Source organism: Polynucleobacter sp. (genome assembly GCF_044342855.1).
GTDB lineage: Bacteria > Pseudomonadota > Gammaproteobacteria > Burkholderiales > Burkholderiaceae > Polynucleobacter.
The window spans coordinates 15992-31031 of sequence record NZ_JBIIPA010000011.1 but is presented as its reverse complement, the minus strand read 5'-3'; the positions used below and the strand labels follow the sequence as shown (position 1 = coordinate 31031).

Here is a 15040-nt window from a genome sequence, read left to right as displayed (position 1 = left end):
CAGATCGCTGGCTTTTTTGTTTGCTGCTATTCCGGAATTAATCTGGAATATTCGCTTTACGAATGACTGGACCCCAGACATTGATTTCTTTCTCAAGGTGATCCTTGAGGCCTTTTGAAGAAATCTTCTCTACTGGCACGATATCAATGTTGGCATCTTCCAAGCGCTTCTTCACATCAGGTGTATTCAATGCCTTCTTCAAGGCAGCATTGATTTTGTCCTGGATTGGCTGTGGAACACCTTTTGGAGCATACACGCCATGCCAAACTTTAACTTCAAAGCCTTTGAGGCCCTGTTCGTTCAAAGTTGGTACGTTAGGAATTGCTGGCAAACGCTTCATCGTTGTTGTGCCGAATGCTTTTACACGGCCATCCTTGATGTAAGGAATAGTTTGTGTAGTTTGGTCGCACAAGAGGTCAACTTGACCACCCAAGAGGTCAGTCAAAGCAGGGCCAGTGCCTTTGTAAGGAATATTGGTCAACCTAACACCTAAGCGGCTCTGGAATAACAAGCCGCATAGTTGGGATACAGCGCCAGGACCAGCATTAGCCATAGTCACTTTTGAGCCATTGGCCTTGATGTAGGCTTCGAGCTCTTTAAAGTTATTGGCTGGCAAATCTTTTTTACCTAGCAATACCATTGGTACATCCGCTACTTGTCCGATGTATTCAAAGCTAGACATTGGGTCATATGGAAGTTTGTCATACAGCGCATTTGCTGAAGCCATACCCATATGGTGAATATAAATAGTGTATCCATCTGGAGCCGCGCGAGCTACCTTGGTAGAGGCAATCGTGCCACCAGCGCCGGGAACGTTCTCAACCACAACGGTTTGACCCAAAGCCTGACCCATTGGCACTGCAATTAAACGTGCGATTGTATCTGTTGGGCCACCAGCTGCAAATGGAACTACCAATTGAATAGATTTAGTAGGCCAATCCTTTTGGGCTGATGCAATGTTGCTACCCAATAAAGCGCCAGCGCTGACAAGTGCAGCAATGCCAGCAAATAGGGTTTTATGTAATTTCATTTAAGTCTCCGTTAATGTGTAATGCGTGCTAATTTTGCCACCTTTAGATGCTATCGGCTTTAGGGTTTACCAGCAATGGCCAGTGTCCTTTGGGCCAATAAGACGACTGGTCGATCAATCATGCGGCCATCTAATTTCACGGCGCCACCTTTAGATGCCTTATCTGCTTCAATTACGCGCTGCGCCCAAGAGACCTCCGCAGCCGTAGGCATAAAGGATTCCTTAACTAAGGCAACCTGTTTTGGGTGAATGCAGAGCTTGCCACCGAACCCCATTCTTTTGGCGCGCTCAGCATCATCCGTAATTCGTTCGATATTGTCTGTAGAAGGAGTAACCCCATCAATTGGAGGGGCAATCTGGGCCAAGCGTGAGGCCAAGACAATCTGAAAACGCGCAATTTGCAGCTCGGTTTCTTGTGCGTCACACACCATTCCCAAGTCGGCTTGTAGATCAATATTGCCTAATGCCAAGCGCAATACCTGATCAGAGTTTGCAATCTCATTGAGATGGTGAAGGCCAATAGCGGTTTCAATCATCGGAATGATTGCAGTGTTTGGCAGAATTTGTGCAGCACCATTAATTTGGTCAAGAGATTCACTTTTCGGAATGAGTAAGCAGGCTGCATTCAACTCTTGAACCAAGATGAGGTCGGCCGCGTAAAACTTAGTGCCTGGAGAATTCGAGCGAATGACCAGACGCTTTTTTTGTTCTGCGGTAAATGTAGGCCAGGCAGCACGTATAGCTGCTCGGGCGGATTCTTTATCTTCCTCAGCTACCGCATCCTCTAAATCGATGATGACGCCATCTGCACCACTATCCAATGCTTTTATAAAGCGCTCAGGACGCGTACCTGGAACAAACAAGAAGGTGCTACTAAAGCCGATAGGTGTATCAAGTGGGTTCATGTGTGTGGCTTTATTGAATGTGAAGCAAAAAATAAAATAAATAACTCAGAAGTTATGAGATTAATAGACCAATCTTGGACTGCTTGCGAATATTCCACAAGCGTTCAATGGCGGCACTCATCTCACTGGGTGTTGCACCGCTGCTAAATGCAGCAAGACGCATAGCCTTATCCGTAATTTCAGCACGACTGAGGGTATTGCCAGGGTCGCCCTTAGGTTCATCAACACGTCCTTCTAAAACTTCGCCATTATTTAAATGAACTTTGACTTTACCAATCCAGCGTTGCGGATAGGCGCCATCCACTTCGGGATCCAGAGTCATAGTGACGCAATCACGGAAGGCGCAAATCTCCTGGTCATGAAAGTGCTGATCAAATTCTTGCAGACCAGCAAATTATAATGGGCAATCAGCGCAAGCACGGTTCCCATTGAGAATTTGGATTGATGCACGGTTGCCGGATCCGTCACTGGACCAAGTACATCGATCGCACCTTGGTGAACCAAGGTTTCTACTTTGGCGATATCGCTGGGCTTGAGGTGATGGGCCAGCATGACTTGTAATAAGGCGTCTGCAGCTGGGTGAGTATGACGACATGAGGCATGATATTTAAAGCTCGTCTCGGCGATGGTCCAGCGACCGCCTAATCGATCAATCAACTTGCTGGGATCTGCATCACTCGACATACCGGCAGCCAAACCTTGCTTGCCTTCTAAGATATGTTCTGCACCAGTAAAACCCGATTGCGCCAAGTAAGCAGACATCAAGCCAGTAGAGGCGGCATGCGCAGTATGTAATTGCTTGGAGTCGGCAGCATCGCGCAGAAACTCCCAAAGACCAGCGGATTGCGTTCCCGCAGAGCCAAAGGCATGCAGCATTTGGGTGGGATTCAGTTTAAGTAAATGTCCTACGGCCGCAGCCGATGCCAGAGTTCCAGCGGTACCCGTAGTGTGAAATATTTTGTAGTGCGAGCGACCTAGAAATTCACCAACTCGAATACCAACTTCATAGCCAGCAACGGCAGCAACCAACAGTTCTTCACCTGAGGCGCCAATCGTTTGTGCAGTTGCTAGTGCCGCAGGAAATATCACGGTAGCTGGATGAAATACAGAGCCATTGTGAACATCATCTTGTTCGGCGACATGTGAAGCCGCCGCATTAGCAAGTGCAGCCAAAAAGGGACTTGAGTTAGTTCGGCTAATCAGAATTTCCGCAGAGCCAGGATTGACAGCATTTAAAGCCGCCCATGTTTTGCGCAAACTGGGTAATCGTTTCTACTGGGCGCGATCCTTTACCCGCAATTGCTGAGCCAAACCAATCGACCAATAAATCTTCGGTGCGCGCAATTACCTCTTCAGGAATATCGCCAATCTTTAATTCAGCAGCAAATGTTGCTAAGGCTCTGGATAAATGTGGGGTAGTCATAGAGTAATTTATTTCTAAGCCAAAACTGCAGTAGCTTGCATGGTGAGCCAGCCTTCATGATCTTCAGCCCAAATGGAAATTGTTTTTCCAGAAAGATCTTTTTCTAGATTTGGCTTGGCGCTCACCTTAAATACGTTGATATCAAAAGTAGGGCGTATGGCGCGGAACTCAAAGCTCTTGAGTTTGCATTCTGGAATGCTTTGGCGTACAAGATCCACCAATAGGGTTGCGATTAAAGGGCCGTGAACAATTAAGCCTGGGTAACCCTCTACTTCAGTAACGTATTTGCGATCGTAATGAATGCGATGACCGTTGAATGTCAGAGCTGAGTAGCGAAACAATAAAACATCATCGGGGGTAATTGTTTTAGACCATATAGCTCCAGTAGGTACTGGAGTTGGTGTAACTGGCTTATCGTCCGGGCCTGGTGCATCACGATACACGATGTCATGCTCTTCAATTAAAGCCAAACCATTTTGATTAGAAATGGCATGCTTCACCAGCACGAAGATGAGGTCGCCAGTACGGCCTGCTTTATGGGTAACAGATTCAATTTTGGAAACGCGTTCGATTTCATCGCCTACTGAGAGAGGTGCTAGCCATTGAACTCGACTACCGGCCCACATCCGACGTGGCAATGGAACGGGCGGTAAAAATCCGCCACGCTTAGGGTGACCATCGGGACCAATTTCCGATTGAAGGGCGCACGGTAAGAAATAAAGCCAATGCCACAACTCCGGAAGCAAGGTTCCATCATTCGGAGCAGGGTCATGCCGATCGAGTGTTGCTGACAGGGCTCTAACGGGTGCTGCAGTGACGATGTCTTGAAGAGTCTCGGTTTTGCCGAGCCATTCTTGGAGATGGGCGATGGTTTGAGGTTCGATTCGCATAAGTTCCATTATGCCAATTTCAGCCTCAAATGCAGTGGAGCTAGATCAATAAACTCGCCAGTAAATAACTGAGCAAGCCGGCCAGCGCTGAACCAGTTAATACGCTTATCACGCCTTTTTGAAATTTAAAGAGCGCTAAACCTGCAAGCAGAGTGATTGCAATTGAAATCCAAGAGATTGAGCCACCAAGACCATGTGGAAAAAAGACGTGATATGCAAAGAACAGACCCAGGTTAGCGATGACGCCAACTACAGCAGCAGAGATTGCTGTGAGCGGCGCAGTAAAGCTTAACTTGCCATGTGTGGACTCAATCAAAGGGCCGCCGACCAGCACCAGGAAGAAAGAAGGTAAAAAAGTAAACCAGGTGGCAACACAGGCCCCAAGCACGCCAAACCAAAATGGATTGCCATTACCAATCGGATGTTGGATATGGCCAGCCAGATAGCCAACAAATGCCACCACCATGATGAGTGGTCCCGGAGTGGTTTCCCCAAGCGCCAAACCATCCATCATTTGACCGGCGCTAAGCCAATGAAATTGATCCACTGCACCCTGATAGACGTAGGGCAGAACTGCATAAGCACCACCAAAGGTAAGGAAGGCGGCTTTAGTAAAGAACCAGGCAATTTGCGGATAAAGTGTTTTCCAACCAAACGCTAGCGTTAGAGCAAAAAACGGAATCAACCAGAGCGCTAGAACGGTTGAACTCTGTATCGCCAGTTTCTTTTTGGAAAATTTGGCGTGGTCTGGCGTTGGAGTGTGATCATCAATCAGTGCGGCAGCGTGTTCCCCGCTCGAATTATTGTGGCTAGCGATTTGTTGGAAATATTCTGGGTAGCGTTTGCCACCCCAAATACCAATTAAGGCTGCAAAGATAACAATAATTGGGAAGGCTAGATTAAAAATAAAGATCGCTAGAAAGGATCCGAGCGCAATCCAACGCAGTGCTTGATTGTGAATCGTGCGCTTACCAATGCGGACTGCGGCATGCAGGACGATGGCAGTCACCGCGGGTTTGATGCCAAAGAAAATCGCGGCAATCCAAGGCACTTGGCCAAAGGTGAGGTAGACCCAAGATAGGCCAATCAAAATCAAGAGAGAGGGGAGAACAAAGAGGGTGCCCGCTAAGATGCCACCCCAGGTGCGGTGCATGAGCCAGCCAATATAAGTCACTAGTTGCTGGGCTTCGGGGCCGGGCAAAAGCATGCAATAGTTGAGCGCATGTAAAAAGCGCCGCTCGGAAATCCAGCGACGCTTCTCAACAAGCTCTTGGTGGAGGACTGCGATTTGTCCTGCAGGTCCACCAAAGCTAATAAAGCCTAGCTTAGCCCAAAACTTCAGGGCCTCGCGCAGTGGAACGCTCAAACTTCTTCCATTCCACCAACAACTTGGCTAAAGCCGTTATCTACATAAATGATTTCAGCGGTGATACCGTTTGCTAAATCAGATAACAAGAATGCAGCGGTATTGCCAACATCATCAATAGTCACATTGCGACGCATTGGTGCAGTTTGTTCGACAGCTTCCAAAATCTTACCGAAGCCTTTAATGCCAGCAGCGGCCAAAGTTTTGATTGGGCCAGCAGAGATGCCGTTAGCGCGAATGCCCTTAGGTCCAACTGAGCCAGCGATATAGCGTACCGAGGCTTCTAGTGAGGCTTTAGCAAGACCCATGGTGTTGTAGTTGGGTACATTGCGCAGGCTACCGAGATAAGTCAGAGTCAACAAAGAGGACTTATCGCGCAACATAGGCAACGCTTCTTTTGCCATCGCTGGGAAGCTGTAAGCAGAGATGTCATGAGCGATTTTGAAGCCTTCACGAGAAAGGCCTTCTAAAAAGTCGCCAGCAATCGCTTCGCGCGGTGCAAAGCCAATTGCGTGAACAAAGCCATCAAACTGAGGCCAAGTTTTTGCCAAATCCTTAAACAGGGCAGAAATCTGCTCATCGCTGCCAACATCGCAGTCAAAAATCAAGTCAGTATTGAACTCTTTAGCGAAATCGACAATCCGGTCCTTAAAGCGCTCACCAACGTAGGTAAAGGCCAGTTCAGCCCCTTCGCGGTGACATGCCTTGGCTATGCCATAGGCAATAGAGCGGTTAGAAAGAAGGCCTGTAATCAGAATTTTTTTGCCAGCGAGAAAGCCCATATCGTGTCCTTTGCTTCAAATGTGGTTTGCTATCTACAATTGTTGCATATATGCCCATGCTCCCCGCCATCCGCCAAATCCCCGCTTTGCTGCTCTTAGCCCTTCTGGCTGGGCTGGCAGTCAATTCGGCTCAGGGTGCCCAGGGAATTGCTCAGTACGGCAAACCCAAATACGCCGATGGATTTAGCCATTTTGACTATGTGAACCCGAATGCTCCTAGGGGCGGCACGCTCACTTTGCCGAACCCGGATCGCCGGACAAGTTTTGATAAGTTCAATCCATTCACGTTACGCGGTGTAGCTGCCCCTGGTGTTGCCCAGTTGATGTTTGAATCTTTGGCGGTAGGTAGTGCGGATGAAGTCTCTAGCGCCTATGGTTTGATTGCAGAGGACATCCAAGTAGCGCCAGACAAGATGTCGGTCGTGTTTCGGATTCGTCCTGAGGCGAAGTTTTCAGATGGCAGCGCAATCTTGGCTGGCGATGTGAAGCATAGCTTTGATACCTTGATGAGTTCACTCGCTAATCCGCAATTTAAAACGGTATATGCCGATGTGAAGCAGGCGGTAGTCCTTTCTGATCGCGTCATCCGTTTTGATTTTAAGAATCGCAATCCTGAATTACCAGTCATGGTGGGTACCTTGCCGGTGTTCTCTCGTAACTGGGGTAAGAAGCCCGATGGCACGATTACGCCATTTGATCAGTTGACCTTTGAGTTGCCAATAGCAAGTGGCCCTTATGTGATCGAGTCTTATAAAGCTGGCAAGACCATGATCTTTAAGCGCAACCCAAATTACTGGGCTGATCAAGGCGGTAAGACGCTCAATGTCCGAGTCGGTTTTTACAACTTTGATCGCGTGAACTACAAGCTCTATAGCGATGATGCCGTTCGTCTAGAAGCCTTTAAGGCTGGTGAGTTTGATGCTCTAGTGGAATACCGCGCAAAGAATTGGGCAAAGAGTTATGTTGGACCACGATTTAATGACGGCACTTTAGAAAAGAAAGCTTTTCTCAATCACAACGGCGCAGGCATGCAAGGTTTTGCAATGAACGTGCGTAGGCCGATTTTTCAAGATCCCCGTGTACGACAAGCCTTGGGTTATGCACTCGACTTTGAGTGGCTGAACCGTCAACTCTTCTTTGAGCAATACAGTCGCATTAATAGTTACTTTACGAACAGCGATCTCAGTGCCAATTTCGATGGCCCTCGTAAACCTACTGAAGCGGAATTGAAGTTACTAAAGCCCCTGAAAGCGCAATATCCTAAGTGGGTGCCTGATGCGGTCTTTGGTCCAATGCCTGCAGCTCCTTCAACTGTCTCGCCCGATAGCTTGCGTCAGAACTTGCGCAAGGCGCGTGACTTATTGGCTCAGGCTGGATGGCAATACCGTGACGGTGCCTTACGCAATATGCAGGGCGAGCCTTTCCGTTTTGAGATGGTCGAAGACGGCCCATTTTTCCTAAGGGTGATTTCATCCTATGTACGCAATTTAGAGAAGCTGGGTATTCAGGTAGATGTTCGGACGAGCGATTTTGCTTTGCATCAGAAGCGCATGGATGAATACGACTTCGATATGACGACTATTCGTTTCCCTGACTCACAAAGCCCTGGTAATGAATTGTGGGATCGCTTTGGTAGTCAGGCAGCAAAAGAAAAAGGTTCGGATAATGTGATCGGGGTTCAGTCTCCAGCCGTCGATGCCTTGGTAGATGCAGTTGTCAAAGCCCAGACTCGTGAAGAATTGCGTGCAGCCACCAGAGCTTTAGACCGGGTTCTATGGAATAGTTATTACGTGATTCCGCAGTGGTACAACCCGACGCACCGAATCGCGTATCGTAAGGAGATGCGCTATCCAGAACCTCCTTTGTATTACACCGCTGAATCTTGGATTCTGCTCAATTGGTGGAAAGAGGGAGCGCGCTAATGCAGGGGCAAATGTGGTCTTATATTTTCAAGCGTGTGCTCTTGATGATTCCTACTTTGTTGGGTGTATTAACTCTCACGTTTGCAGTGGTGCAATTCGTGCCTGGCGGCCCGGTCGAGCAGTTGATGCTGGAGCTCAAAGGTAAGGGCGATGCTGCAGTGAGTGGGGCGGAGTCTTCTGGTGGTGGAAGCAACTATCGTGGCCGCCAAGGCGTAGATGCTGAGCGCTTGGCCGAGATCAAAACTTTATATGGCTTTGATAAACCTCCAGTAGAGCGTTATTTCATGATGCTGAAGCGTTTTGCGCAATTTGATTTGGGTGAGAGCTACTATCAACATCAAAGTGTTTGGCAATTGGTAGTTTCTAAATTACCAGTCTCCATCAGCATCGGTTTATGGACCTTCTTCTTGACCTACTTGGTATCGATACCCTTGGGGATTGCCAAAGCGGTTAGAGACGGCTCTCGTTTTGATGCCATCACCAGCACGATGATTCTGGTGGGTTATGCCATTCCAGGATTTGTATTGGGTGTTCTGTTGCTGGTTATCTTTGGCGGCGGCAGTTTCTTGCAAATTTTCCCACTGCGTGGACTCACTTCGGATAACTGGAGTGAGTTGAGCATGATGGGTAAGGTGATGGATTATTTGTGGCATTTAGTTTTACCAATCACCGCTTCAGTCCTAGGAAGTTTTGCAGTCATCACGATGTTGACGAAAAATTCCTTCTTAGAAGAGGTTCGCAAGCAGTATGTATTGACTGCGAGAGCTAAAGGCCTTTCAGAGAAACAAGTACTTTGGAAACATGTGTTTCGCAATGCGCTCTTGCCATTGGTAACCGGCTTCCCAGCGGCATTCATCGGCGCTTTCTTTACTGGTTCACTGCTGATTGAAACCCTGTTCTCATTAGATGGATTGGGTTTGCTTTCCTACGAGTCCGTTATGCGGCGTGACTACCCAGTGGTTTTCGGAACGCTCTATCTGTTCACGCTGATTGGCTTGTTTACTAAATTGATTTCTGATCTTTGTTATGTCTATATTGATCCGCGCATTCAATTTGGTGCAGGGGGTGGATCATGAGTCGCTGGCATCGATTTAAAAACAGCCGCATGGGTTATGCAAGCCTCTGGATTTTTATGATTCTGTTTGGCTTGTCAATGTGCGCTGAGTTGATAGCGAATGACAAACCCTTGATAGTGCACTATCAAGGTAAGTTTTATTTCCCGATTGTGAAATCTCAACCTGAAAAAGTATTCGGTGGCGACTTTGCGACGCCAACCGATTTTTTAGATCCCGATATTCGCCACAACATTACAAGCAATGGTAATTGGGCGATTTACCCGCCGATACCGTATAGCTATGAGACGCTGAACTACTTCTCAAAAGTACCCAATCCTGCACCACCGTCATTTGATAACTGGTTAGGCACAGATGATCGTGGGCGCGATGTCTTATCACGTTTAATTTATGGATTTCGCCTATCGATTTTGTTTGGTTTGGCGCTCACTATTGTTGGGGTTAGCGTAGGCATCATCACCGGCTCTTTAATGGGTTTCTTTGGCGGTAAGTTTGATTTGGTTTCTCAGCGCTTGATTGAGATTTGGTCAGCGATGCCGGAGTTATATCTACTGATCATCTTTGCCTCTATTTTTAATCCAAGCATTTGGCTCCTGATTATTTTGTTGGCTGCTTTTGGATGGATGGGTTTATCTGACTATGTGCGTGCAGAGTTTTTCCGCAATCGCGCCCTCGAGTACGTTCGCGCTGCTAGAGCGCTGGGCTTAACCAATTTGCAAATCATGCGGCGTCATATCTTGCCGAATAGCTTGACCCCAGTGATTACCTTTCTCCCCTTCAGAATGAGTGCAGCTATTTTGTCGCTCACGAGTTTGGATTTCTTGGGCTTGGGTGCCCCTCCGGGAACGCCGAGTCTTGGGGAGTTGCTCTCTCAAGGTAAGAGTAATTTGGATGCGTGGTGGATTTCACTACCTACCTTTGTTGTATTGGTTGCCACCTTGCTTCTACTAACCTTTATGGGTGAGGCCTTGCGCGATGCGTTTGATTCTCGTAAGTCGGGCACGATGACTGGAGGGCGCTCATGAGTGAAGTCAATAACTCCAGTAAACCAGCGGACCCTTTACTTCGTTATGAAGATTTCTCAATCTCGTTTGGTTCGGGTCGGCGTGAGAAATTTGCCGTTAGTCATCTGGATCTCGAGATTGGGGTGGGGGAGCGAGTTGCTTTGGTTGGGGAGTCTGGCTCAGGCAAGACGCTGACTGCTTTAGCCCCATTACGCCTTGAGCCTGAGGGTGCAAAAACATCTGGGCAAATTCTGTGGAGCGGCAAGAATGCTCGTGCCAGCAAATCACCAGTCAATTTGCTAGATTTGCCAATACAAGATATTCGTGAGATTCGGGGTCGTGAGATTGCGATGGTCTTCCAAGAGCCCATGACTGCGCTCAATCCCTTATTTACCATCGGCAATCAAATTGTTGAGGCAGTGCAGATATATCAGCCTTTAATCTCCAAGGCCGATTGCATGTCGGTAGCAATTGATCTACTTAAGAAGACGGGCATCCCAGAACCAGATAAGCGCTTCCATTCTTATCCTCATCAGCTATCGGGTGGACAGCGTCAACGCGCCATGATTGCAATGGCACTTGCGTGTAAACCTAGATTATTAATTGCAGACGAGCCAACCACTGCTTTAGACGTTAGTTTGCGTTTACAAATTCTGGATTTGCTAAAAGAGTTGCAGGAAGAGTCGAAGGATCATGGCGGTATGGCGATTCTATTGATTACCCATGACCTCAATTTGGTAAAACATTTTGCGCATCGCGTTGCTGTATTAAATCAAGGCAATTTGATGGAAGTCGGACCAACCCAGCAAGTATTTGAGCGCCCAGATAATCCTTACACAAAGGCTTTGGTCAATAGCGCGCCTGTTCGTGATCTGGCTCCAGTAATGCCATTGGCACCAGTGCTATTAAAGACGGAGAGCTTATCTGTCTCTTATCCGGGCACTGAAACTACAGCCTGGTTTAAAAAATCTCCGCGTCATCAGGTCTTGTGTAAGGTTGGTTTTGAGCTCAAGCAGGGGCAAACCATTGGTATCATTGGAGAGTCTGGCTCAGGTAAGACTACTTTAGGTATGGCAGTCTTAGGGTTATTGGGTGACTCTGCTGCAGAAATTACTGGCAATGTAGATGTGCTTGGAAATGATTGGCAAAAGTTAAAGCCAGTAGAGCGCCGAGCTATGCGATCTAGTTTGCAGGTCATTTTTCAAGATCCATTTGGCTCACTCTCTCCGCGCATGAATGTGATGCAAATTGTTTCAGAAGGTTTGGATGTGCATTTCCCGAACTTGTCTGCTACAGAGCGTGAGTCACGTGTCTTAGATATTTTGCGAGAGGTCGGAATTGATCGATCTTCTCTTACACGTTATCCCCATGAATTTTCTGGTGGCCAAAGACAGCGCATTGCGATTGCGCGTGCTTTAATTCTGAAGCCGCAGATCTTGGTCTTGGATGAGCCCACTTCAGCTTTGGATGTATCGATTCAGAAACAAGTGCTCGCCTTACTGACTGAGCTCCAGAAGAAATATAACTTGGCTTACCTGATGATTAGTCATGATTTGGCGGTTATTCGGGCAATGTCCCATGAGGTCATGGTGCTCAAAGCGGGTAGGGTAGTGGAGTTTGGTGATACTGAAACTCTGATTAAGCATCCTCGCCAGATCTATACAAAAGAGCTTTTTGCAGCTGCTGAGCTGACCTAAAGCCCTTGAAGTGGGCTAACCAAGGCGCTAAATTGGTGCATTTATGCACCGCAATATGAAATACTCCATTCAAAACAACGAGTTAGCCCTTGGGCTAGCAGTTGGTGAAATAGGCCTTATTTGTTAGAATAGAGGAATGTCCTTTCAAAAAGACCTCCTGCCACGCATGGCGAAGCACATGCCATTGGCTGCGCTGACTGCATTGATTCTTGCCATGAGTCCGGCAATGGCAGTCGACGCTACTCCTGAGGCTGCAAAAGATGCCCCTGTTGAGTTGGTTAAAGAAACGCCTAAAGAAAGTATGTTCCAAGCGGGTAAGTCATACTTTGCTCGCGTATCAGATCGCTTCGCAGATTCAGTTACTGGTAAATCGGATGAATTGATTAACCGCGCTATGGAAGTAATTGGCGTGCGTTATCGCTGGGATGCGGAGTTGCCTCAATCCGGTCTAGACGGTAGCAGTTTTGTTGGCTATGTCTTCAAAGACAAGTTGGGTTTTTTATTGCCACGTAAATCCACTCAAATGAGTCGTGTCGGCAAGCCTATTACTCGCGAAGAATTACAACCTGGTGACTTAGTATTTTTCAACACCATGCGCTTAACGTTTTCTCATGTCGGCATTTATGTTGGCGACAATAAATTTATTCACTCCCCATCTAAAGGCACTAGCGTGCGCGTTGATGATCTTGGTAGCCTCTATTGGGATAAACGTTTCGATGGTGCTCGCCGATTGGACGGCAGCGACAACTTGGGCGATACAGAGCGTCAAGAGTTGTTAAATGAAGTGAATAAACTCAAGCGCAAATCTCGCAGTCTCTAATTTAGAAGCTTGCCGCTAGACCAATAGAAGTGCCTCGGACGCTCTGTCCAAACTGATACCGAAATACCAAGCGCACCCTGCTAAACATGGGGTCTGAGGCGCTCCGATCAATTTCTACTCCCGTGCCTACAGAGGAAAGTGAGTCAAACCCAAGTGCGCCGCGGAGCTGACCCAAAAACTCAGTATGTGCCACCTCAAAGACAGCTCGTAAAGGTTTCTCCAATACCGTTAGAGGAGTAGGGTATCTGGCACGAGCCCACAGGCCTAAGCTTTGTGAATCTGCGGAACCCTGAACTGCGGCGGAGCTATCAAAGGTATTGATGGAGATATTGGTATAGCGCATTTCGACATCGTATTCACGTTCGGGTTTGTAGTCCTCATAGTCCAGCATCAGTGAGCCACCAGCGCCATAGGCGTTCATGCGCCCTTTGTTTAAAAACTGCAAATCTGCGCCGGTATTATTTTGAATATAGCGACCTGCAATTGAGAGATCGCTCTCAACGTGACCAAGCATGATGTTGGCAATTGGACGAATCCGTAAGTTATCCGTTAGCGGGAAGCCCCAGCCAATGCCGCCTGTTCCTGTAATGCCATTCCAATGAACGGGTACTGTAACGCTAGTGCTGCCAATACCATCGGTAAACGTTGGGTTATAGCGATTAACGGCAATTGTCCCTTCAAGATAGAGTGGGAAGTTGGCGCTAATGCGATCGCCTCCCCCAAGAGAAATCATTTGTAGGTTTGGGTTATTTCCACCTTTGTCGGTGATCGATAGTGATCCCGTAGTGACATCCGGGGTGAGTGAGTAACCCGTGATGGTCATGAAAGCATCAGTGCGCTTCTTGAGGTAGTTGTTTGCCCCCGCAGAGAATTGGCCACTCTGCGCATAAACATGATGTGCTTGCGTGCCGAGTATCAGCACGAGCAAAATTTTAAGTAGAGTGGGGATGGATTTCATAAACAATTGCACTGAATCCTAAATCAATCGCTTCCACTTGGGAAGTTAGCCTGAGAGCTAGCCTCGAAGTTTTTCTTTCAAGGCAGCCATCTGCTCTTGGGCTGCCACTTCGCCAGCGAGGATTGCCGCATTTCTGGATTTGAAGTCACCACTACTCATTTGCTTGAGATAGGGGGTAATCACAATATCGGCACTTTTGAGTTCGTACTGATTAATACTTCGCTGCATGATGGATATTGTCTGTTGTATAACGCCAAATGTGCCGCTCGCATCTTGATGGGCTGGCTCTGAAGAGATATTGACGGCAATTACAAGTGTCGCGCCCATTTGCCTTGCATAGCTGACGGGAACTGGCGCTACCAGGCCACCATCAATATATTCTTTGCCGCTAATAACGGCCGGCTGAAATACGCCTGGAACACTGCAGGAGGCTCGTACCGCTAGACCAGTGTTGCCGGAGCGGAATAGAGCGCCTTTGCCGGATTGCAATTCAGTTGCCACAATTCCCAAGGGAATGCGCATTTGCTCGATCGATTTATTTCGCACTTCACGATTGACCATGTTTTGCAGAGCATCTCCTTTGAGGAGACCGCCAAATCTCCCTACAAAAGGAAGTCCCCAGTCGGCAATAGTTGCTTCATCAAGATTTAAGGCAAGTCGGTTTAGTTCATTGCCAGTAGCGCCGGATGCGAGTAATGCAGCAATAACACTGCCGGCACTACTTCCCACCACGATATCGGGTTGAATGCCTTGAGCCTCTAATACCTTGATGATCCCTATGTGGGCAAAGCCCCTAGCTGCTCCCGCTCCCAAGACTAAGCCGACAATTGGCTTGCGACTGCCCATTACGCTGCATCCGGCGAGGTTTGAGCCTCCAATCAGAGCCCCCAAACCAAGACCTAAGCCCAGAAATCGGCGTCTTGAGTCTGTTTTAGGGGATAAGTCTAGGGGTAGGGCTGTATTTTCGTGCATGTGGCTATTGTATTGAGCCTCCCTTATAATGGCCAAACGGTGAGCGAAAAAGACTTCGTTTCAGCATGGGCAGCTCTCCCAAGTAGATTTTCGGAGATGAATTGCCCGTAGTAGCTAAATAGCGCCACCAGAACACCGCCAACCGATTACTGAAATACATTTTTTATAGCCTCATCAGGCCATAGCCTGATAGCCGGA

12 protein-coding genes and 1 pseudogene are annotated in these 15040 nt (G+C 47.8%); 5 read left to right on the top strand and 8 right to left on the bottom strand.

What is annotated here, in order from left to right:
• Positions 1–37 precede the first annotated feature (37 nt).
• From ACIQZ3_RS05250 to fabI, 6 genes and pseudogenes are all read right to left on the bottom strand, one after another.
• Entirely contained in the window at positions 38–1030 is a 993-nt protein-coding gene (locus ACIQZ3_RS05250) for a Bug family tripartite tricarboxylate transporter substrate binding protein (RefSeq protein WP_397391016.1), read from the bottom strand.
• A 59-nt stretch (positions 1031–1089) separates the two neighbouring features.
• On the bottom strand, positions 1090–1935 hold the full coding sequence (locus ACIQZ3_RS05245; protein WP_397391014.1) for an HpcH/HpaI aldolase/citrate lyase family protein: 846 nt from the start codon (positions 1933–1935) through the stop codon (positions 1090–1092).
• Between the two features lie 52 nt (positions 1936–1987).
• Positions 1988–3358: pseudogene (locus ACIQZ3_RS05240) on the bottom strand (MmgE/PrpD family protein).
• 14 nt (positions 3359–3372) lie between these two features.
• A complete protein-coding gene (locus ACIQZ3_RS05235; RefSeq protein ID WP_397391012.1) occupies positions 3373–4257 on the bottom strand; it encodes a MaoC family dehydratase N-terminal domain-containing protein in 885 nt (294 codons plus the stop codon).
• Positions 4258–4288: 31 nt separating this feature from the next.
• Positions 4289–5614 (bottom strand): chromate efflux transporter, encoded by a 1326-nt coding sequence (gene chrA / locus ACIQZ3_RS05230; protein ID WP_397391010.1) that lies wholly within the window; start codon positions 5612–5614, stop codon positions 4289–4291.
• Positions 5611–6396: an enoyl-ACP reductase FabI gene (gene fabI, locus ACIQZ3_RS05225; protein WP_215334701.1), complete on the bottom strand. Its 786-nt coding sequence runs from the start codon at positions 6394–6396 to the stop codon at positions 5611–5613. Before fabI ends, chrA begins: the two co-directional genes overlap by 4 nt.
• Positions 6397–6446: 50 nt before the next feature.
• On the opposite strand from fabI, the gene ACIQZ3_RS05220 reads away from it, so the two are divergent.
• The 5 genes from ACIQZ3_RS05220 to ACIQZ3_RS05200 all read left to right on the top strand — a co-directional run bounded on the left by ACIQZ3_RS05220 (position 6447) and on the right by ACIQZ3_RS05200 (position 12912).
• On the top strand, positions 6447–8318 hold the full coding sequence (locus ACIQZ3_RS05220) for an extracellular solute-binding protein (RefSeq protein WP_397391008.1): 1872 nt from the start codon (positions 6447–6449) through the stop codon (positions 8316–8318).
• Between the two features lie 11 nt (positions 8319–8329).
• Entirely contained in the window at positions 8330–9394 is a 1065-nt protein-coding gene (locus ACIQZ3_RS05215; RefSeq protein ID WP_397391006.1) for a microcin C ABC transporter permease YejB, read from the top strand.
• Positions 9391–10416 carry an ABC transporter permease gene (locus ACIQZ3_RS05210; protein WP_397391004.1) on the top strand — a complete coding sequence of 342 codons (1026 nt, stop codon included), beginning with the start codon at positions 9391–9393 and terminating at the stop codon, positions 10414–10416. Before ACIQZ3_RS05215 ends, ACIQZ3_RS05210 begins: the two co-directional genes overlap by 4 nt.
• Positions 10413–12092, top strand: a complete 1680-nt coding sequence (locus tag ACIQZ3_RS05205; protein WP_397391002.1) for an ABC transporter ATP-binding protein — start codon at positions 10413–10415, stop codon at positions 12090–12092. The genes ACIQZ3_RS05210 and ACIQZ3_RS05205 overlap by 4 nt, the downstream gene beginning before the upstream one ends.
• Positions 12093–12228: 136 nt before the next feature.
• Positions 12229–12912 (top strand): C40 family peptidase, encoded by a 684-nt coding sequence (locus ACIQZ3_RS05200; RefSeq protein WP_397391000.1) that lies wholly within the window; start codon positions 12229–12231, stop codon positions 12910–12912.
• Position 12913: 1 nt separating this feature from the next.
• On the opposite strand, the gene ACIQZ3_RS05195 is transcribed toward ACIQZ3_RS05200, so the two are convergent.
• Together ACIQZ3_RS05195 and ACIQZ3_RS05190 are read right to left on the bottom strand one after the other, a co-directional pair.
• The gene (locus ACIQZ3_RS05195; RefSeq protein WP_397390998.1) at positions 12914–13870 is read right to left on the bottom strand and encodes a hypothetical protein; all 957 of its coding nucleotides are present in this window, start codon (positions 13868–13870) and stop codon (positions 12914–12916) included.
• A 57-nt stretch (positions 13871–13927) separates the two neighbouring features.
• A complete protein-coding gene (locus tag ACIQZ3_RS05190) occupies positions 13928–14842 on the bottom strand; it encodes a patatin-like phospholipase family protein (RefSeq protein WP_397390996.1) in 915 nt (304 codons plus the stop codon).
• Positions 14843–15040 lie beyond the last annotated feature (198 nt).

Bases quoted from the DNA above. Each gene is read 5' to 3' on its own strand.
- ACIQZ3_RS05250 (WP_397391016.1), bottom strand. From the start codon at position 1,030: ATGAAATTACATAAAACCCTATTTGCTGGCATTGCTGCACTTGTCAGC.
- ACIQZ3_RS05245 (WP_397391014.1), bottom strand. From the start codon at position 1,935: ATGAACCCACTTGATACACCTATCGGCTTTAGTAGCACCTTCTTGTTT.
- ACIQZ3_RS05235 (WP_397391012.1), bottom strand. From the start codon at position 4,257: ATGGAACTTATGCGAATCGAACCTCAAACCATCGCCCATCTCCAAGAA.
- fabI (WP_215334701.1), bottom strand. From the start codon at position 6,396: ATGGGCTTTCTCGCTGGCAAAAAAATTCTGATTACAGGCCTTCTTTCT.
- ACIQZ3_RS05220 (WP_397391008.1), top strand. From the start codon at position 6,447: ATGCCCATGCTCCCCGCCATCCGCCAAATCCCCGCTTTGCTGCTCTTA.
- ACIQZ3_RS05215 (WP_397391006.1), top strand. From the start codon at position 8,330: ATGTGGTCTTATATTTTCAAGCGTGTGCTCTTGATGATTCCTACTTTG.
- ACIQZ3_RS05210 (WP_397391004.1), top strand. From the start codon at position 9,391: ATGAGTCGCTGGCATCGATTTAAAAACAGCCGCATGGGTTATGCAAGC.
- ACIQZ3_RS05205 (WP_397391002.1), top strand. From the start codon at position 10,413: ATGAGTGAAGTCAATAACTCCAGTAAACCAGCGGACCCTTTACTTCGT.
- ACIQZ3_RS05200 (WP_397391000.1), top strand. From the start codon at position 12,229: ATGTCCTTTCAAAAAGACCTCCTGCCACGCATGGCGAAGCACATGCCA.
- ACIQZ3_RS05195 (WP_397390998.1), bottom strand. From the start codon at position 13,870: ATGAAATCCATCCCCACTCTACTTAAAATTTTGCTCGTGCTGATACTC.
- ACIQZ3_RS05190 (WP_397390996.1), bottom strand. From the start codon at position 14,842: ATGCACGAAAATACAGCCCTACCCCTAGACTTATCCCCTAAAACAGAC.